Raw genomic sequence first — 18,564 nt, forward strand, 5'->3', positions numbered from 1 at the left:
ATGGACGTGGGGCGCTTGGTGGCCGGGCGGTACCGGCTGCGCGGGCGCGTGGGCGCCGGTGCGATGGGCGTCGTGTGGCAGGCGTTGGACGAGCGCCTGGACCGCGTGGTGGCGCTCAAGCTGCTCGTGGTGCCCGAGGGTTCGGACCCGGTCGCGGCGGTGGGCCGGGCGGCGCGAGAGGGGCGGATCGCCGCCCGGTTGCAGCACCCGAACGCGGTCACGGTGCACGACGTCGTGGAGGACGACGGCAAGCCGGTGCTCGTCATGGAGTACCTGCCCGCGCGGACGCTGGCCGAGCTGATCGCGCGCGGCCCGTTGCCCGTCGAGCAGGTGACGCTCATCGGGGCGCAGATCGCCGGCGCGCTGGCGGCGGCGCACGCGGCGGGCATCGTGCACCGGGACGTCAAGCCGGGCAACATCCTGCTGACCGACGACGGCACCGCGAAGATCACGGACTTCGGCATCGCCCGCGCGGTCGGGGACGTCACCGTCACCAAGACCGGTCTGCTGGCCGGGACGCCCGCGTTCCTCTCGCCGGAGGTCGCGCGCGGCGGTGAGCCGGGCCCCGCCTCCGACGTGTTCGCCCTCGGGGGCACGCTGTACGCGGCGGTGGAGGGGCGTCCGCCGTTCGGTGACGGCGACAACGCGATCGCCCTGCTGCACGCCGTCGCCGCGGGCCGCTTCGCGCCGCCGACGCAGGCCGGTCCGCTGACCGACGTGCTGCTGGACCTGCTGCGCACCGAGCCGGCCACCCGGCCGACCATGGCGCAGGCCGCCGAACGGCTGCGCACGGCGACCGTGACGCGCCCTCCGGCGACCCGCCTCGACCTCAACCCGGCAGACCTGCCGCCCCCACCGACCGGCCCGCACCCGACGGATCCGGGACAGCCCGCGGGCCACCCCTCGGCACCGCAGGCGGCGGGTGCGCACGGAGCGGGTGGGCACGCGTCCTCGTCGGCACCACGGCCGGCGGGTGCGTATCCCACCTCGGTGGCACCGCACCCGACCTCCCTCGCACCGCGACCGGTCCGCGGTGGCCGGGCCGGGCTCATCGCGGTGGCCGCGGCGGCGGTCGTCGGGCTCGTCGTGCTGGTCTTGGTGTTGGCGAACGGGGATCGGGCCCGGGACAACACGGCTCGCGCGGTGACGTCGACGTCCACGTCCAGCACGCCCGCGCCCGCCCAGCTGGAACGAGCCGTCGCCGAGTACTACGCGTTGCTGCCGAAGAACACCGCCCAGGCCTGGGAACGGCTCGGGCCCGCCCTGCGCGCGCAAGGCCGCCAGGAGTACGAGAAGTCCTGGCGCGACGTGAAGGACCTCACCGTCAGCTCACCACCCGCGGCGGCCGGTCCCGACACCGTCACCGTCGGCATCGACTTCACCGGCGTGGAGGGCAAGAGGTTCCGCGAGTCGCACCGCCTGCGACTCGTCGTCGAGCACGGGACGCCGCTGATCATCTCCGACGAAGTGCTGTCCTCGCAACGCATCGACAAGCCGAACGACGACAAGGACGACGACGACAGGAAGGACGACGACAAGAAACGCGGCGGCGGCAAGAGCGGCGAAGGCTGAGCGGCCCACCAACCCCCGGGCGCGAAACCCCGGTCAGGCGGCGACCTCGCCCCACACCGCCTTGTAACCGGTCCGGGGGTCCACTCCCCACCGGGACGCCAACCGGTTGACCAGCAGCAGCCCCCGGTTGTGCGGCTCCCGCCGGCCCGGCTTGCCGAGCACGGGCAGCAGTTGGGGGCTGGCGTCGTGCACCTCGACCCGCACCACGTGCCCGTCGGACCGGTGGCTCAGCCGCAACCGGCGTGGCGCCGTGGCGTGCTCGAACGCGTTGGTCAGCAACGCGTCGGCGATCAGCAGCAGGTCGAGCAGCGTCGACTGGTCCAGTTCCGGAACGTTCTCGGTTATCCACCTCCGCGCACGGCGCACCGGTGGAACGGTGTCCTCCAGATCGAAGTCGACGTGGTCAGCGGACCGTTCGACGACGTCCACAACACGAGCCTTCCAGCAATCGGCACTCCCCTTGGGCCCAGGGCGTAGCCGCCGGGTTCCCCGTGGCCGTACCCGCAAACAGTGACACCGACCTCATCGCGGGTCCGCCGCCACGGCGGGAGTCGGCACGGGGATCAGGTGGTCGACCAGCCCGGCGGTCGCGTCGATGAGCTTGACCACCCGCGTGACCTCGGGTGACGCCACCAGCGTCAGGTCCATGCCGTGGTCACGGCACAGGTCCGCCGCGTGCAGCAGCACCGCGAGCCCCGCGACGCCCATGAACGTCACGCCGCCCAGGTCGAGCCTGATCCCGTCCGGCCCCAGCCCGTCGCGGACGAGGTAGTCCTGGATCCGGTCCGCCGCCACGATGTCCACCTCGCCGGACACGGTGATCACCGTGGTGCCCCCGCCCGTCCGGCTGTCGCAGGTGAAACCCGCACGTGAACCACGCCTACCCGATGTGGGCGCCACCAATCGCCTCCCGTGTCGCACTACGTCCAACCCCGCGTACGGGAACGATTCAGACCAGTCGGACCTCGGCCCAGACGGTCTTGTGGTCGCCGCGGGGCTGGTGGCCCCAGTTGACCGCCAGCCGGTTGACCATGAGCAGGCCGCGACCGTGTGCCGGGGTGTCCAGCCGCCCCAGGACCGGGAACCGGCTCGGGCTGGCGTCCTCGACCTCGACCCGCACCAGCTCGGCCCCCGGTCCCCGGCGCAACCTCAGCCGTCGTGGCGCGCGGGCGTGACGGTAGGCGTTGCCGACGAGCTGCGCGGCGACCACCTGGATGTCGACGAGCCGGTCCTCGGCGATGCCCGGGAACGTCCGCGCGACCAGCTTGAGCAGCTCATCCGGTGCGGGAGGGGTGTCCGGGAGGCCGAGCTCGACGCCGTCCCGGGGAAGTTCGACAGTGCTCATGGTCCACCCTCCGGTGCCCTGCTTTCTCAAGGCATAAACAACGCGGTGGTACCCGAGGGCCGAACGGACCAAACCCGGCCGCTCACTTCGGCGTGACCACGACCGACAGCTCGACCGGCGCCGGCTGCCCCGAGCCGGCCGTGACCGTGCCGCTGATCGTGCCGCCGACCGCCTTCGGGCCGGCGAGCAGCCGGAGGACGAACGTCACCGAGCCACCGGCGGGCAGCTCGCTGTCCGCGGTGCACGTGACGGTGCCCTTGCCTGCCGGGCACCCGACCGTGCGCTGAGCCGCGCCGTCCAGCCGCACGAGCGGCCCGCCCTGAAGGTTGTTGCCCGGACCCACCACCTGGACGCCCTCGGGCAGCGACAACACCAGCGTGGCGGGCGCGAGGGGTGTCGAACCGGTGTTGCGGACGGTGACGGGCAGGTCGATGGGCGGTCCGCCGGTGGGCAGGGCGAACCCGTCCGGCACGACGGGGACCAGCGGCTGCGCCGGGGATTCGGCGGTGGCGGTCGTCGTGGCGACGCCGGACGTGACCGACGCGGACGGCTGGTCGACCGGTCCGGTCGTGGTCACCGGCGCGCTGGAGCCCGAGGCGGGCACGGACGACGTCCCCGAGATGACCGCGGACGTCCGGTCCGCGGTCGTCGCGGGCGCCTGTGCCTCGACCGTGGGCACGACCGGCGACTGCCCGGCGTTCAGGCCGAGCACCACGGCCGCGGCCACCGCCGTGGCGGAGGCCGCCGCGCCGAACCACTGCGCCGTCGTGACCGAGTTGGCCGCCGCACCGGCGCCGGCACCGGCGCCTGCTCCCGCGACCGCCGCGCCCGCCTTCGCCGTGGCGGCGGTCGTGGCCAGGTAACCCGAGACCCCGGCGCCGAGGACCAGCGGCGCGACGACGGCGCGCAACGTGCCGTTGACGTCGGCGAGTTCGGCGGCCATGGCGGGGCAGGTCGAGCACTCGTCGAGGTGCGCCTCCACCTGGGCGGTCTCCCGTTTGGTGAGCCCACCCCTGGTCCACGCGGCCAGTTTCGCGACGGTGGCGCGGCAGCGGTTCGTGGGGTTGTCCGCGAGGTGCGCCTGGAGGTAGGCGGTCTTGAGGCCTTCACGGGCCCGGTAGGCCAACGCCGACGCGCCGTTCGCGGTCAGCCCCAGCAGCTTCGCCAGCTCGGCGGCCGACTGACCTTCGATCTCGGTCTGCCACAACACCGTCTGCCACCGTTCGGGCAGGCTGGCGAACGCCCTCGTGGCCAGCGCCCGCTCCAGCGTCGCCACGGCCGGGTCGTGGAACGGCACCGTGGTGACCTTCTCCACGCCCGACACGGCTTCCACGTCGTCGGCCAGCTTGAGCTTCTTGTCCCGCCGCGTCTTGTCGTACGCGGTGTGGCGCAACGCGGTCAGCAGGTAGGCGCGGAACGCCGAGTCCGGCCCACCGCCCGCGCGCAACGTGTCGAGCACCTTGGCGAACGCGTCCGACACCAGGTCGTCGGCCTCCGCGCTCGACCAGGCCAGGTGGCGGGCGAGGTTGCGGGCCGCGCGCACGTGCCGTTCGAACAGCTCCCCGTACGCCTGGATCTCCCCCGCGCGCACGGCGTCGATCAGCTCGGCGTCCGACGGCGGGCGCGACGCGTGCGGCACGCCCGACGAGCCGTACGTCGAGCTCGCGTCGGCGTTGAGCACGTGGTCCAGGTCGTCGCGCAAGGCGGCCAGGTCCGCGCTCGCCCACCGCTCCAGGTCGCGCTCGTCGGGATGCCCGATCACCGGACGTCGACCTCCCAAGCACGGTAGGTGAGCGATTCAGTGCGGACCATATCCAACAAGTCGACGTGGCGTTCATCCCACTGCCGCGCACGTGGCCCGACCGGCGCGTTCGCGGGTCACGACCGGCGAGGACGTCGCGGTGGGCGGGAAACTGATCGGACCGGTTCGCCGCGGTCGGGCGCGGGCGGGGTGCGTTCGGTCAGGGTTGGTGTCGAAAGGAGGCCTCATGATCTCGGCACTCAACCGGCTCGTCGACCTCGTCGAGGAGCACTTGGGCGAGGAGTTCGACGTCGACGGTCTGGCGAAGTCGCTCGGCACGACCGGGTACCACCTGCGCCGGATGTTCTCGTCGTTGGCGGGCATGCCGCTGTCGGAGTACGTGCGCCGACGCCGCATGACCGTCGCCGCCGCCGACGTCGTCCGGGGTGGGAACGACCTGCTGGGCATCGCCGTCCGGCACGGCTACGGCTCGACCGAGGCGTTCGGCCGGGCGTTCCGGGCGGTCCACGGCGCCAACCCCGGTGACGTCCGCCGTGACGGAGGCCCCCTTCGCACACAACCACAGCTCAGGTTCCGCCTGACCGTCGAAGGGAGCACCCCCATGGACACCCGCATCGTCGAACGCCCCGCGTTCCGGCTCGTCGGGCACGCGACCCGCGTCCCGCTCATCCACCACGGCGTCAACCCGCACATCCAGGAGCACATCACCGCGCTGCCGCCGGAAGCGCACGTGCGGCTGAAGGCCCTCGGCAACGCCGAGCCCCAGGGCCTGCTGCAGGTCTCCGACGACGTCGACCCCGACGGCGCCGAGGGCAGCGAACTGACCTACCTGCACGGTGTCGCCGTCTCCAAGGACACCGCGGCGCCCGACGACCTCGACGCCATCGAGGTGCCGGCCGGCAGGTGGGCGGTCTTCCGCACGACCGGGCCCCACCCGGAGGCCCTGCAGACGGCCTGGGCCGCGACCGCGACCGACTGGTTCCCGTCCAACCCGTGGCGGCTGCGGCCGGGACCTTCGATCGTCTCGGTGCTCGACCGCGCGGCCGACTTCAGCACCGCGACCTGCGAGTTGTGGCTGCCCGTCGAACCGGCCTGACGGACCGCGGCCTGGATCCGCCCGGAATTTCCGGTCCGGACGTATCCAGCGCCGTGCCCCGCGCCTCTTCTCTGGTGTCGGGGGTCTGGTTGGGGAGCCGGGCCGCCGCACAGGGGGGATAGCGCCCCGCCCGCCCTCCGGGGCGGGCGGGTGGCGCGCCATCAGGGTTGCCGGGGGGCAATTTCTCATGACCGAACTGATCAGCACGCCGTCAACGGTCGCCGAAGGGCCCACGTTCGGGCTCACCAAGTTCCTGGACCCGTTGCGGGTGCCGCCGGTGATCCGGCCGCACTCGTGGTGGCACCAGGACGAGCTCACCGTGACGATGGTCCGCACGGCCGTGCGCCTGCACTCGCAGTTGCCGCCCACCGCCGTGTGGGCCTACGACGGGCACTTCCCGGGTCCCACCATCGAGGTGCGCGCCGGCCACCGGCTGCGGGTGTCCTGGACCAACGAGATCGAGGGGAAGATCCCGCTGGTCGCGGTGCGGGCGCCGCTCGCGTCCGCACCGCAGGACAGCCCGGGTTTCCGCGCACCGGACGGCTCGCTGCCCGAGGGGGTGCAGCTGGTCGACGGGGTGTCCGACCTGCCGTCGTGGACGGTGGTGCACCTGCACGGCGCGCTCACCGGCGGCGGCAACGACGGGTGGGCGCACAACGCGGTGCTCAAGGAGGCTTCACAGCTCACGGAGTACCCGAACCGCCAGCAGGCCACCACGCTCTGGTACCACGACCACGCCATGGCGATCACCCGCTTCACCGTCCACGCGGGTCTGGCGGGCATGTACCTGATCCGCGACGAGGAGGAGGCCGCGCTCGACCTGCCCTCGGGCGAGCACGAGGTGCCGCTGGTGATCGCCGACCGCAACCTCGACACCGACGCGGCGGGCGCGCTCACCGGGCAGCTGCTGTACAAGGTGCCCTACCTGACCACGCCGACGGGCCAGGTGCTGCACCTGCCGTTCACCGGACCGTTCACCACGGTCAACGGCGTGATCTGGCCGCACCTGGACGTGGAGGCCCGCTGGTACCGGTTCCGCCTGGTCAACGCCTCGAATGCGCGCACTTACCAGCTGCGCCTGCTCGACGACGAGACGGGCGAGCCGCTGGACGACGCCGTGCGCCAGATCGGCACGGACGGCGGCCTGCTGCCCGCGCCCGCCACGCTGCCGGCGGACGGGCTGGTGGTCGCCCCGGCCGAACGGGCCGACCTGCTCGTCGACTTCTCGCGGCTGCGCGGCAGGCGGGTGCGGCTGACCAACGTCCACCCGACCGCGGCCCCGGAGCCGTCCGTCATGCAGTTCCGGGTGGAGGACCGCGACCGGCACGACCGCTTCCGGTTGCCGGCGAAGCTGTCGACCTCCTACGTGCGGCTGCACCACGGCACCACGGTGCCCGAGGACCACGACCACGTGTTCGTCGCACTGGTGCCGCCCGGCACCGCGGGCGAGGGCCACCCGCAGCTGTGGGAACTGCACGAGATCACCGACCCGGGCCGGGTGCCGACCGAGCTGCCCGCGGCCGGGATCATCCAGCTCACCGATCCCCACACCGGGCGGGTGCGGACGTTCGAGCGGGTCGCGAGCCTGTTCGACGACACCACGAGCCTGTTCATCGACCACGGCCGCTGGGCGGTGTGGAACTTCATCCACCTGGGCGGGCCCGCGCACCCGATGCACGTGCACCTGAGCCAGTTCCAGGCGCTCGACCGCACCGAGTACCCGAGGGACGCGGCGACCGGCAACGTGACGGGCTTCGACGTGGCCACCGGCGGCACCACCGCACCGCTGCCGCCGCCCGGTCCCGGCCGGCCGCTCGACCCGCGTGACGAGGGCTGGAAGGACACCTACCTGGTGGGTCCCGGCGAGTGGCTGACCATCGCGGGCCACTTCGCCGGCGCGACGGGCAACTTCATGTACCACTGCCACATCCTCGACCACGAGGACGAGGGCATGATGCGGCCTTTCGTGGTCATGCCCGCCGAGGCGGCGCGCTTCCACATCCACCGCTTCGGCGGCGGCCACCACCACGGTGAGGCGGCGCACGACACCCGCAGCCACGGGGGCAACGCGCTCTGAACCCCGTCCGCTGTCGGGCCGCCCCGGGGTCGCATTCGGCCCCGGGGCGGTCGTCCGTCGGTGATCCGCTGTTCGAGCGGCAGGCGGCGCAGTTCACTGTCATCTCCCCTGTCGTGAAGGAGATGCCGGTGAGCAAGCGCTTACCCGAAGCCTGGTCACGGCGGCGTTGAGCGTCGCGCTGCTGGGCAGTGCGGCCGTAACACCGTCCACGGCGGCCGATACCGCGCTGAACGACCCACAGGAGTGGATCCCCCCGCCTCCGTACACTTCCGGCCGTGACGGGGAGCATCGCGGACGGTCAGCGGCGGGGGCGGCGGCGGGGAGAGCTGACGGTCGAGACGATCGCCCGGCTCGCCGGGGTGTCCAAGCCGACCGTGTCGAAGGTGCTGAACGGCCGGGCGGGGGTGGCGTCCGAGACGCGGCAACGGGTCGAGGCCTTGTTGCGCGAGCACGGCTACCGGCGCCCGGACGCCATCGCGCCCTCGGCCATCCTCGAAGTGGTGTTCTACGGGCTCGAACGCCACATGGCGGTCGAGATCATGCGCGGTGTGGAACCGGTGGCGCGCGAGCACGAGCTGGCCGTCGCGTTCACCGAGGTGGTCGAGCCGACGTCCCCCGGCCGGACCTGGGCCGAGAAGTTGCTGGCCAGGCACCCGGTCGGGGTGATCGCGGTGTACGCGGCGTTCACGCCGGAGCAGCACGCGCTGCTGGCCGCGAGCGCGATCCCGCTGGTGGCGCTCGACCCGTCCGGCGAACCGCTGCACGCCGTGCCGTCGGTCGGCGCGACGAACTGGAGCGGCGGCATCACGGCCGCGCGGCACCTGCTCGACCTCGGCCACCGGCGCATCGGCGTGGTCGGCGGACCGACCGGCTCCCTGGGCGCCCGCGCCCGCCTGGAGGGCTGCCGGGCCGCGATGGACGCCGCGGGCTCGCCACTCGACGACCGGCTCGTGCGCACGGGTGAGTTCACCTTCGAACAGGGCCGCCGACTGGGCCGTGAGCTGCTGGGCCGACCGGACCGGCCGACCGCCGTGCTCTGCGGCAACGACCTGCAGGCGCTCGGCGTCTACGCCGCGGCGTGGCAGCTGGGCCTGCGCATTCCGCAGGACCTCAGCGTGGTCGGCTTCGACGACATCGACAACACCCGCTGGTGCTGCCCGCCGATGACGACCGTGCGGCAGCCGTTGGCCGAGATGGGCGCGACGGCCGCCCGGATGCTGCTCGCCCTCGCCGCGGGTGGGACGCCCGACCAGCCCAGGGTCGAGCTGGCCACTGAGCTCGTCGTGCGCGAGAGCACCGCACCGCCCGCCTGAACCCGCCGGGCACGTCACGGCCACCGCGGCGGCTGCGTCCCTTCGGGCCTTGTCTTCCGAACTGTTTCGCTCAATACTGCTAAAGGTTTCAGCGCCGGAGCACCGAGCGGGCGCGGAGGGATCCTCCGACGACCCGCACCTCGTTCCGGCGCACTCCCCCCGCCTGTGCTCGTGGCCCCGTGACCGAGAGGTCGCGGTCCGCGTTCCGCCGCCTGAATTGTTAACGCTAACAGCCATTAGCGCAGCCCCTCACCCATGGAGAGGAGTCCCGGGATGCGGCATCCCGCACGACTTCGCACCCACCTGTCCGCCCTCGCCATCGCCGGGTTGACCCTGGCCGGCACGACCGTCGCGCTGTCCGCGCAAGCCGCCGAGGCGGCGGGCTGCTCGGTCCAGTACTCGGTGACCTCGCAGTGGTCCGGCGGGTTCGGCGCGAACGTCTCCGTGACCAACCTCGGCGATCCCGTCACCGGGTGGACGCTCACCTGGTCGTACCCGGCGGGGCAGAGCGTCACGCAGGCGTGGAACGCCACGGTCACGCAGAGCGGCGCCCAGGTCAGCGCCAGGAACGTCAGCTACAACGGCAGCATCGCCACCGGCGCGAGCGTCGCGTTCGGCTTCAACGGCTCGTGGACCGGCAGCAACCCCGCGCCGACCGCGTTCTCCTTGAACGGCACGGCCTGCACCGGGGACGTCGGCCCCACGACGACCACGACCACCAGCACCACGACCAGCACGACCACCGGCCCCACGACGACGACCACGGCGCCCACCGGCAGCCTGCCGTCGAGCTTCCGCTGGTCCTCCAGTGGGATCCTGATCAGCCCGAAGCCGGACGCCACGCACGCCAACGTGGCGGTGAAAGACCCGAGCGTGGTCTACCACAACGGCAAGTGGCACGTGTTCGCCTCGACGTACACCACGGGCTACAACCTGATGTACACGAGCTTCAGCGACTGGTCGCAGGCGTCGTCGGCGCCGCACACCTACCTGGACACGACCGCGGTCGGCTCCGGCTACAAGGCCGCGCCGCACGTGTTCTTCTTCGCGCCGCAGAACCTCTGGTACCTCGTCTACCAGACCGGTGACAACGCGGCGTACTCGACCACGACCGACATCGCCAACCCGCGGTCGTGGAGCGCGCCGAAGAAGTTCTACGCCAACGGGATGCCGCAGATCATCCGGGACAACATCGGTGACGGCTACTGGGTCGACTTCTGGGTCATCTGCGACACCGCGAAGTGCTACCTGTTCTCGTCCGACGACAACGGCCACCTGTACCGGTCGGAGACGACGGTCGCGAACTACCCCAACGGGTTCACCAACACCGTGATCGCCATGCAGGACGCGAACCAGAACCGGCTGTTCGAGGCGGCCAACGTCTACAAGGTCGCGGGCAGGAACCAGTATTTGTTGGTGCACGAGGCCATCGGCTCGGACGGCAGGCGCTGGTTCCGCTCCTGGACGGCGCCGGCGATCACCGGGCCGTGGACTTCGTTGGCCGACTCCGAGTCGAACCCGTTCGCCCGCGCCAACAACGTCACGTTCCCGAACGGCGCCTGGACCCGCGACATCAGCCACGGCGAGATGCTCCGCTCCGGCCACGACCAGGTCATGGAGATCAGCCCGTGCAACCTCCGGTACCTGTACCAGGGCATGGATCCCAACTCGGGCGGTGACTACAACCGGCTGCCCTGGCGGCTGGGCCTGCTGACCCAGACCAACTCCACCTGCTGATCCCCCGACGGCGGGCGCGGGACGTCACGACGGCGTTCCGCGCGCGCCGGTTCGGGCGGCGATGACGGTGTTGGCCGTGACGATGAGCCCGATGGCCGGCCAGTCGACCGGAGCGAGCGCTTCGCCGAGCGCCACCGTGCCGATGATCGCGGCGATCACCGGGTTCACGCTCATGAAGACGCCGAAGAAGTGAGCGGGAACCCGACGCAGCGCGAGCAGGTCGGCCAGGAACGGGACGGCCGACGACAGCAGACCCGCGGCGGCCGCGCACGCGACGGCGGACACCGTCGGCGGGTGCGTGACCAGTGCCGCGATCCCGATCGGCACGTACACCAGGGCGGACAGCGCCTCGGCCGCCGCCGAGCCCTCGACGCCCGACGTCCGGGCGCCGACGACCCGGTTGAGCAGGATGTACCCGGCCCAGCACGCGGCGGCGAGCAGTCCCAGGCCGACGCCGACGTAGTCCGTGGACGGTTGGGGACGGGTCAGGACCGCGACCCCCGCGGCGGCGAGCAGCGCGCACGCCACCGTGCTCGGGCGGCGGCTGCCGGCCACCGCCACCGCCAGCGGGCCCAGGAACTCCAGCGTCACGGCCAGACCGAGCCCCAGGCGCTCTATCGCGCTGTAGAGCGACAGGTTCATCGTGGCGAACACGGCGGCCAGCGCGACCACGGGCCACCACTGCCGCCGGGTGAACGACCGCAGCCGCGGCCGGCCGACGAGCACCAGCAACACCCCGGCCACCCACTGGCGGACCGCCACCACGCCGACCGGTCCGAGCACCGGGAACGCGAGGGCGCCGACGGCCGCGCCGGTCTGGTTCGCCAGCCCGCTGCCGAGCATCAGCGCGAGACCGGCGGCGCGACGGGCCGGCACGGGTCTGGCGCGTGTTTTGGTCTTCACGTCCCGAAGAGTCCGCCGTGTGCCGGCATTCTCAAAATGCATCTTGCACGGCATCTATACGCTGGACGCATGGACGTGGAGCTGCGGCACCTCCGCTGCCTGATCGCGATCGTCGACTCGGGCGGCTTCACCGACGCCGCCCGGGAACTCGGGACCTCCCAGCCGGCCGTCTCCCGGACCCTGGCCGCGCTGGAGCACGCGCTCGGCGTCCGGCTGCTGCGCCGCACCAGCCGGGAAGTCGTGCTCACCGCCGCGGGTGCGCGCGTGCTGACCCGTGCGCGGCGGGTGGTCGCGGAGGTCGAAGACCTGGCACGTGAGGCGAGGACGGGCCACGGCAGGCTCCGCGTCGGCCACGCGTGGGCCGCTTTGGGCGAGCACACCCTGGAGTTCCAGCGCCGCTGGACCGAACGGCACCCCGACGTCCCGCTGCACCTGGTGCGCACGAACTCGCCGACGGGCGGTCTCGCCGAAGGGGCGTGCGACCTGGCCGTCGTGCGGACGCCGTCCGACACCGCCGCGTTCGACACCAAGCGATTCGACCGGGCCGTCGTCGGTCTCGAATCGCGTTGTTGCGCTTTGGCCGCGGACGACCCGCTGGCCCGCCGCCGTCTGCTGCGCCTCAACGACCTCAGCGACCGCATCCTGGCCGTCGACCCGCGCACCGGCACGACCACGCCCGAGTTGTGGCCACCCGACCACCGTCCCCAGGTGGAGGAGACGCACGACGTGGACGATTGGCTGGCCGTGATCGCCACCGGTCGGTGCGTCGGCGTCACGGCCGAGAGCACGCTCGCCCAGTACCGGCGTCCCGGCATCGTCTTCCGCCGCCTGCGCGACGCGCCGCCGATCCCGGTGTGGCTGGTCTGGTGGCGTGACGACCCGCACCCGGCCAACCAGGACGTCGTCGGCCTGGTCGCCGAGCTCTACCGCGCGGCCGGCGGGACGGTGCGGTAGGGATAGCGGAAGGCGTTGTAGCGCAAGAGGATTGGCGCGGCGCGCGGTCAACGCTCCAGGGCTTGGGCGATGTCCTGCCACAGGTCGTCGGCGTCCTCGATGCCCACCGACAGCCGGATCGTGCCGCCGGTGATGCCGCTCGCGGTCAGCTGCTCCTCGTCCAGCTGCCGGTGCGACGTGCTGGCCGGGTGCAGCGCCAACGTCTCCGTGCCGCCCAACGACGGCGCGAGCCGGACCAGCTCGACGCCGGTGACGAACTTCCGGCCCGCCTCCACGTCCGCCACGTCGAACGAGAACGTGCTGCCGAACCCGTCGATGAACCGGGTCGCCACGGCGTGGCTGGGGTGCGTGTCGAGGCCGGGCCAGTGCACCACCCGCACCGCCGGGTGCGCGGCCAGGCGGCGGGCCAGGACTTCGGCGTTCTCCTCGTGCTTGCGGACGCGCAGCGCCAGGGTGCGCAGGCCGCGGATCGTGAGCCAGGCCGCGAACGGGTCGGGTGTGACGCCCAGTTCGACCGAGTGCTTCCAGGTGGAGCGGTACCGGGCGTCGTCGGCGAACACCGCGACGCCGCCGGTCACATCGCTGTGCCCGCCGAGGTACTTGGTGGTCGAGTGGACGACGACGTCCGCGCCGTGCTCGATCGGGCGGCACAGCAGGGGCGACGCGAACGTGTTGTCCACGACCACCAGCACGGCGTCCGGCACGGCGGCGCCGAGGGCGGGCAGGTCGCTGACGTGGCTGGTGGGGTTGGCGATGGTCTCCAGGTAGAGCACCTTGGTCTCCGGCCGCAGCGCCGCGCGCACCTCGTCCGGGTCGTGGCCGCCGACGTACGTGACCGCGACGCCCCACCGCTCCTCCAGGTCGCGCAGCAGGGCGAGCGTGCCGCCGTAGAGCGCGCGTTGGGCGATCATGTGGTCGCCGGACCCGAGGTTGGCGAGCAGCACGGCGTTGATCGCGCCCATGCCCGACGAGGTGGCCAACGCCGCCGTGCCGCCTTCGAGCGACGCCACGGCGTTCTCCAGCGCCCGCACGGTCGGGTTGCCGAACCGCGTGTAGACGAACGCGCCGTCCGGCCTGTTCATCCCGTCGGCGAGGCTGTCGAGGTCGTCGAACGCGAAGCTGGAGGTCTGGTAGAGCGGCACGGACAAGGGCGTGCTGGTCAGCGCGGGAACCGAGGTGCGGGCGAGGCGGGTGTCAGCGTGCATGAAGCGAGCATCGGTCATGAAGCGGTGTGGCTTGAGAGCCAATTCGCCTAGATTGGTCTCATCATGAAGCCAATCTCCGTGGACGACCTGGCGGGCAGGCTCGGGCGCTGGTCCGCCGGCCGCGGCTCGCTGTACCTGCTCCTGGCGGCACGGCTGCGCGAGCTGATCGACGAAGGGCTGCTGCCGCCGGGGACCCTGCTGCCGCCCGATCGGTCGCTGGCCTCGGGTCTCGCCGTCGGGCGGACGACCGTGATCGCGGCGTACGACCTGCTCCGGCAGGAGGGTCGGCTGGACCGGCGGCGCGGCAGCGGCACGTGGGTGTCGTCGGGTGGCCGTGCGGCGGCGCGCGAGGAGACCGCGAACCCGATGTTCGTGAACCTGCTGGAACCGCCCGACGGCGTGCTCCAGTTCGCCTGCGCCGGGCCGATGACCCCGCCCGCGCGGCTGGTCGAGGCGCAGCGCCGGGCGGTGGACCGGCTGGCGGGCGAGGACCTGGGCTACCACCCGTCCGGGCACCCGGCGTTGCGCGCGGCGCTCGCCGCCCGGTACCGCGACCTCGGCGTGCCGACGACCGCGGGCCAGGTCCTGGTGACGACGGGGGCGCAGCAGGCGTTGGCGCTGCTGACGCGCGCGCTCGTGCGGCCGGGTGACGAGGTGCTGGTGGAGGCGCCGACGTACCCCGGGGCGCTGGACCTGTTCCGGGAGGTCGGCGCGGTGGTCCGCGCGGACGACGACCTCGCGGGCGCGCTGGGCCGCGGCACGCCGGCGTTGGTGTACGCGATGCCCGCGTTCCGCAACCCCACCGGCTCGTCGATGAGCCCGTTGGAGCGGGCGCGCCTGATCCGGTCGGCCGGCGACGTGCCGCTGGTGTTCGACGAGGTGCTGGCCGACCTGGACCTGAGCGGCGCCCCGGCGCCGCCGCCCGTTCCCGGCGTCATCACGGTGGGGTCGCTGAGCAAGGTGGTGTGGGGCGGGCTGCGGGTCGGCTGGGTGCGGGCCGACGCGGCGCTCGTCGCCCGGCTGGCGCGGTTCAAGGCGGTGCACGACCTGGGCAGCGCGGTGCTGGACCAGTGGGCGGCGGTCGAGTTGCTGGCGGACTTCGCCGCCGTGCGGTCGGAGCGCGTCACGGCGTTGCGGCGGCAGCACGACCACCTGTGCGCGCGGTTGCGCGAGGAGTTGCCGGAGTGGGAGTTCGCGCACGCCGAGGGCGGCCAGACGCTGTGGGTGCGGCTGCCCGGCTCGGACGCCGCGTCGTACGCCCAGGTGGCGTTGCGGCACGGGGTGGCCGTGCTGCCCGGCGGCTCGCTCGACCCGACCGGCGGCAGCGCCGACCGGCTGCGGCTGCCGTTCACCGCCGAACCGCCGGTGATCAGCGCCGCCGTGGCCGCGCTGGCCGCCGCCTGGCGCGCCTTCGGCGCCGAGTCGACCCGCCGGCCGCTCGTGCCGTCGATGTCGGTCTAGCGAGCCGGGAATGGTCGGCGCCACCGTGGCCGCGGCGGCGCCGACCTGGCTTCACGCGCGTTCGAGCACGTAGCCCGCGCCCTTGACCGCGGCGGTGATCGCCTCGACGTCGGTCGAGCCCACGACGCGCAGCGTGGCGGCGTCGAGGTCGAGCTTGACCCTGGTGACACCGGCCACCCGCCGGGCCGCGTTGGTCACGTTGGCCGCGCACCCCTCGCAGGTCATGCCCTTGACCACGAAGTCGATCCCGGCCTGCTGCGCCTCGTCGGAGAGCGCGCCATTCTGCTCGGACATTGCGGTCCATCCTCCGCTTCCATACCCACCAGGGGTATGACACCGAGCCTACCGCCCGTGCCGCGGCCGAACCTCTCGCAGATTGCGCTGTTCGCGGCGGGCGGTCACATCCACCCGGCGTCGCGGATCACTCGGGGAGGCCACCGCGCGGCGGCCCCGCGTCAGGAGATGCCGCCGTCGCAGCCCGCGTCCCGGACGCCGCCCTGGATCCACGGGAGGTTCACCTTGCGGAACGCGATCGAGCGGTGCGAGGTGGAGCTCGACGAGGTGTTCTCGTTGACCTCGATCAACGCGCCGACGTGGTAGTCGGCGGTCTTGACGATGCTGGAGTAGCCGCCCTCGCGGTAGCTGCCACCCTCGCCCGGCAGCGGCGCGTCCGAGAACGGTCGGCTGTAGGCCCAGGTGCGGCCCTCGTCCTCGCTCATCCGGATCCGCATCTTGGTGCGGGTCTCGGTGCTGGCGGAGTTCACGAACGCCAGCCGGGCGGGCGCGTCGGCGTTGTAGCGCATGGTCGAGCCCTCGTTCACCGGGTCGAGCAGGCAGCTCGCCGGGGCGAACGGCCGGAAGCCGGACTCGATCGTGCCGCGGGTGACCCAGCGCCGCTCCTGGATCGCCGCGGTCGCCGACGTGGGCCGGTCGTTGCGGTACAGCTCGCCGTTGGACAGCTCCAGCACGGTGGACTCGCCGGTCTGCTCCATCGCCGCGCCCGTGGTGGTGCGCAGCGGCGCCGACTTCCACGTCACGCCGTGGTCGTCGCTGTAGATGTTGCGGTGCTGCGCGGGGATCACCAGGCGGCCGGCGTTGCGGTAGGTGGTCTGGACGCCGACGCCGGGACCGACCGCGTCCCAGTTCCAGCTCCGGCCGTCGGCCAGCGTCCGGGGCTTGAGGGTGGCGGACATGTTCGCCGGCGCCGCCCAGGTGTTGCCGTTGTCGGCGCTGGAGGTCAGCCACACCTGCCGGTCGTCCCACGAGTCCACCGGCGAGTGCCCCTCGGGCTGGTGGTTGAGGAACAGCCAGATCTTGTTGTTGGAGCGGTCGACCACCGCGGTGGGGTTGCCCCACGTGCCCTGGCCTGCGCCCACCACCTCGCGCAGGGTCGACCAGGTCGCGCCGTTGTCGTCGGACACCTTGTAGACCAGGTTGATGTTGCCGAAGTCGGCGTTGTCCGCGGCACGGCCCTCGACGAACGCGATCAGCCGGTCGGTGTTCGTGCGGATCAACGACGGGATGCGGAACGAGTGGTACCGGAGCCCGTTGAGCACGTCGGAGCCGCCGCCGTCGAAGATGACCTTCTCGGAGTGCGACTGCGCCGCAGAGGCCTGCTGCCCCGACGCGGGCGCCGCGGTGGCGACCAACAAGGCGACGACCACACCGCACGTCCGCAACAGCGACATCTGGGCACTCCCCCGGTCCGGGCTCAGACGAAACTTCTGGCCCAACATAGCCAGGATCACGAAAATTCGTAACCACCCAGGGTTGGCCGCGGCGTGAACGACGCGTGACGACGACCGCTTCACCCACGGTGGGCGAGCGGTCGTCGTCGAACGCGGGGTGCGGGGCCGCCCGGTGTCGGAGGCGGCCCCGCGGTCGTCACCGGAACAGGCGCAGTGGCACGGCCGCCGCCATCGCGGCCATGCCGGCGTCGTTCGGGTGGAGGTGGTCGCCGCTGTCGTAGGCGGGCAGCAGGCGGTCGGGTTGTGCCGGGTCGCGGACGGCGCGGTCGAAGTCGATCACGCCGTCGTACTCGCCGCCGGTGCGGATCCAGTGGTTGACGGCTTGGCGCGCGGCCTCGTTCTCGGGGCTGAAGAAGCCGAACGTGTCGTCGCGGAACGGCGTGATGGTGCCGCCGTGGATCCGCAGGCCCTGCGCGTGGGCGCGGGCGATCAGCTGCCGGTGCGCGCCGATGATGTCCTGCGCCGTCACCTTCTCCGACAGCGGCGCGCTCGTGCCGGGGTGGCCGAGGTCGTTGACGCCGAGCAGCACGACCACGTGCCCGACACCGGGCTGGGCCAGCACGTCACGGTCGAAGCGGCGCAGCGCGGCCTGCCCGAAGTACGCCGCGTAGCCCTCCGCCGGGTGGCCGACGGGCGGGTTCGGGTCGTGCAGCAGCCGGTTGCCGCTGATGCCCTCGTTCACCACGCCGAGGTGCCGCAGCCCGCGCTCGTCCTGGAACCGCCGGGCGAGGACGTCGGGCCAACGCCGGTTCGCGCCGCGGGTGGTCTCCGCGCCGTCGGTGATGGAGTCGCCGAACGCCACCACGGTCGAGCCGCGCTTGGCGCCCGTGACGCTGACGCCGGTGAGGAAGTGCCACTTGCCGAGCACGGCGGTCGGGGTGATCTCCGCGCGGCCGGTGACGTTGCCCGCCGCCACGTACCCGTCCTGGTAGGGGAACGCGTGCACGGTGTTGCCGGGCGTGCGCCGCGGCAGGTGGATGCTGATCACGAGGTCGGAGTCGGCCTCGACGGGCAGCGCCACCGGGTCGCTGAGCAGCGGCGTGCCGGGCGGCAGGGTCGCGGACGGCCGGCCGCCGAACGTCAGCCGCCGGTCGCTGCCGGGCTGGACCGACGAACCGGTGCCCGCCCGCCGTGCGACGTGCGCCTCACCGATCACCAGCGGCTCGGCGCCGAACTCGTTGGACAGCCGCACGCGGACCGAGCTGCCGCCGACGCTGAGGTGCACGACCTGGCGCAGGGTCTGGTCCTCGAACGCCGTGGTGTCGGAGGCGGGCACGGTGGTGGGCGAGGTCGCCCAGGCGCCGACCCAGGTCGACCGCGGCGACGCGGAGGCCGTGGTCGGCAGCAGGAGCAGCAGGGCGGCCAACGCCGCCGTCATCGAACGCTTCACG

16 protein-coding genes are annotated in these 18,564 nt (G+C 72.7%); 7 read left to right on the forward strand and 9 right to left on the reverse strand.

Annotation, left to right across the window (positions count from 1 at the left end; all coding sequences use genetic code 11):
- Nucleotides 1-1,572, forward strand: a complete 1,572-nt coding sequence (locus ADK67_RS32185) for a serine/threonine-protein kinase (RefSeq protein ID WP_063797801.1) — start codon at nucleotides 1-3, stop codon at nucleotides 1,570-1,572.
- Between the two features lie 33 nt (nucleotides 1,573-1,605).
- On the opposite strand, the gene ADK67_RS32190 is transcribed toward ADK67_RS32185, so the two are convergent.
- From ADK67_RS32190 to ADK67_RS32205, 4 genes are all read right to left on the reverse strand, one after another.
- Nucleotides 1,606-2,001: an ATP-binding protein gene (locus ADK67_RS32190; protein ID WP_053720316.1), complete on the reverse strand. Its 396-nt coding sequence runs from the start codon at nucleotides 1,999-2,001 to the stop codon at nucleotides 1,606-1,608.
- Nucleotides 2,002-2,094: 93 nt separating this feature from the next.
- Complete coding sequence (locus tag ADK67_RS32195; protein WP_331459353.1) at nucleotides 2,095-2,493, reverse strand: anti-sigma factor antagonist; 399 nt, start codon at nucleotides 2,491-2,493, stop codon at nucleotides 2,095-2,097.
- A 28-nt stretch (nucleotides 2,494-2,521) separates the two neighbouring features.
- Nucleotides 2,522-2,917 carry an ATP-binding protein gene (locus ADK67_RS51420; protein ID WP_053720318.1) on the reverse strand — a complete coding sequence of 132 codons (396 nt, stop codon included), beginning with the start codon at nucleotides 2,915-2,917 and terminating at the stop codon, nucleotides 2,522-2,524.
- Between the two features lie 82 nt (nucleotides 2,918-2,999).
- On the reverse strand, nucleotides 3,000-4,679 hold the full coding sequence (locus ADK67_RS32205; RefSeq protein ID WP_053720319.1) for a sigma-70 family RNA polymerase sigma factor: 1,680 nt from the start codon (nucleotides 4,677-4,679) through the stop codon (nucleotides 3,000-3,002).
- Nucleotides 4,680-4,905: 226 nt separating this feature from the next.
- On the opposite strand from ADK67_RS32205, the gene ADK67_RS32210 reads away from it, so the two are divergent.
- The 4 genes from ADK67_RS32210 to ADK67_RS32225 all read left to right on the forward strand — a co-directional run bounded on the left by ADK67_RS32210 (nucleotide 4,906) and on the right by ADK67_RS32225 (nucleotide 10,902).
- Nucleotides 4,906-5,775, forward strand: coding sequence for an AraC family transcriptional regulator (locus ADK67_RS32210; protein ID WP_053720320.1), 870 nt, complete (start codon nucleotides 4,906-4,908; stop codon nucleotides 5,773-5,775).
- Nucleotides 5,776-5,962: 187 nt separating this feature from the next.
- Entirely contained in the window at nucleotides 5,963-7,852 is a 1,890-nt protein-coding gene (locus tag ADK67_RS32215; protein ID WP_053720321.1) for a multicopper oxidase family protein, read from the forward strand.
- A 275-nt stretch (nucleotides 7,853-8,127) separates the two neighbouring features.
- Complete coding sequence (locus tag ADK67_RS32220) at nucleotides 8,128-9,165, forward strand: LacI family DNA-binding transcriptional regulator (protein WP_157620976.1); 1,038 nt, start codon at nucleotides 8,128-8,130, stop codon at nucleotides 9,163-9,165.
- Nucleotides 9,166-9,438: 273 nt separating this feature from the next.
- Nucleotides 9,439-10,902: a non-reducing end alpha-L-arabinofuranosidase family hydrolase gene (locus ADK67_RS32225; protein WP_082404141.1), complete on the forward strand. Its 1,464-nt coding sequence runs from the start codon at nucleotides 9,439-9,441 to the stop codon at nucleotides 10,900-10,902.
- A gap of 24 nt (nucleotides 10,903-10,926) precedes the next feature.
- On the opposite strand, the gene ADK67_RS32230 is transcribed toward ADK67_RS32225, so the two are convergent.
- Nucleotides 10,927-11,805 carry an EamA family transporter gene (locus ADK67_RS32230; protein WP_063797797.1) on the reverse strand — a complete coding sequence of 293 codons (879 nt, stop codon included), beginning with the start codon at nucleotides 11,803-11,805 and terminating at the stop codon, nucleotides 10,927-10,929.
- 69 nt (nucleotides 11,806-11,874) lie between these two features.
- Here ADK67_RS32230 and ADK67_RS32235 point away from each other — a divergent pair, with 69 nt between their 5' ends.
- Nucleotides 11,875-12,759, forward strand: a complete 885-nt coding sequence (locus ADK67_RS32235; protein ID WP_053720322.1) for a LysR family transcriptional regulator — start codon at nucleotides 11,875-11,877, stop codon at nucleotides 12,757-12,759.
- Nucleotides 12,760-12,806: 47 nt separating this feature from the next.
- Here the strand turns inward: ADK67_RS32235 and ADK67_RS32240 are convergent, their stop codons facing one another.
- Nucleotides 12,807-13,964, reverse strand: coding sequence for a trans-sulfuration enzyme family protein (locus tag ADK67_RS32240; protein ID WP_053720323.1), 1,158 nt, complete (start codon nucleotides 13,962-13,964; stop codon nucleotides 12,807-12,809).
- A 63-nt stretch (nucleotides 13,965-14,027) separates the two neighbouring features.
- Between ADK67_RS32240 and yczR the strand changes: the two genes are divergently transcribed.
- A complete protein-coding gene (gene yczR / locus ADK67_RS32245) occupies nucleotides 14,028-15,425 on the forward strand; it encodes an aminotransferase-like domain-containing protein (RefSeq protein WP_053720324.1) in 1,398 nt (465 codons plus the stop codon).
- A 51-nt stretch (nucleotides 15,426-15,476) separates the two neighbouring features.
- Here yczR and ADK67_RS32250 read toward each other — a convergent pair whose 3' ends face one another.
- The 3 genes from ADK67_RS32250 to ADK67_RS32260 form a co-directional block, all read right to left on the reverse strand.
- Nucleotides 15,477-15,719, reverse strand: a complete 243-nt coding sequence (locus ADK67_RS32250) for a heavy-metal-associated domain-containing protein (RefSeq protein WP_053720325.1) — start codon at nucleotides 15,717-15,719, stop codon at nucleotides 15,477-15,479.
- 161 nt (nucleotides 15,720-15,880) lie between these two features.
- A complete protein-coding gene (locus tag ADK67_RS32255; RefSeq protein ID WP_053720326.1) occupies nucleotides 15,881-17,113 on the reverse strand; it encodes a sialidase family protein in 1,233 nt (410 codons plus the stop codon).
- A 196-nt stretch (nucleotides 17,114-17,309) separates the two neighbouring features.
- Nucleotides 17,310-18,563 (reverse strand): SGNH/GDSL hydrolase family protein, encoded by a 1,254-nt coding sequence (locus ADK67_RS32260; RefSeq protein ID WP_231648440.1) that lies wholly within the window; start codon nucleotides 18,561-18,563, stop codon nucleotides 17,310-17,312.
- Nucleotide 18,564: the final 1 nt, after the last annotated feature.

The sequence above is a fragment of the Saccharothrix sp. NRRL B-16348 genome, from assembly GCF_001280085.1.
Classification (GTDB): domain Bacteria; phylum Actinomycetota; class Actinomycetes; order Mycobacteriales; family Pseudonocardiaceae; genus Actinosynnema.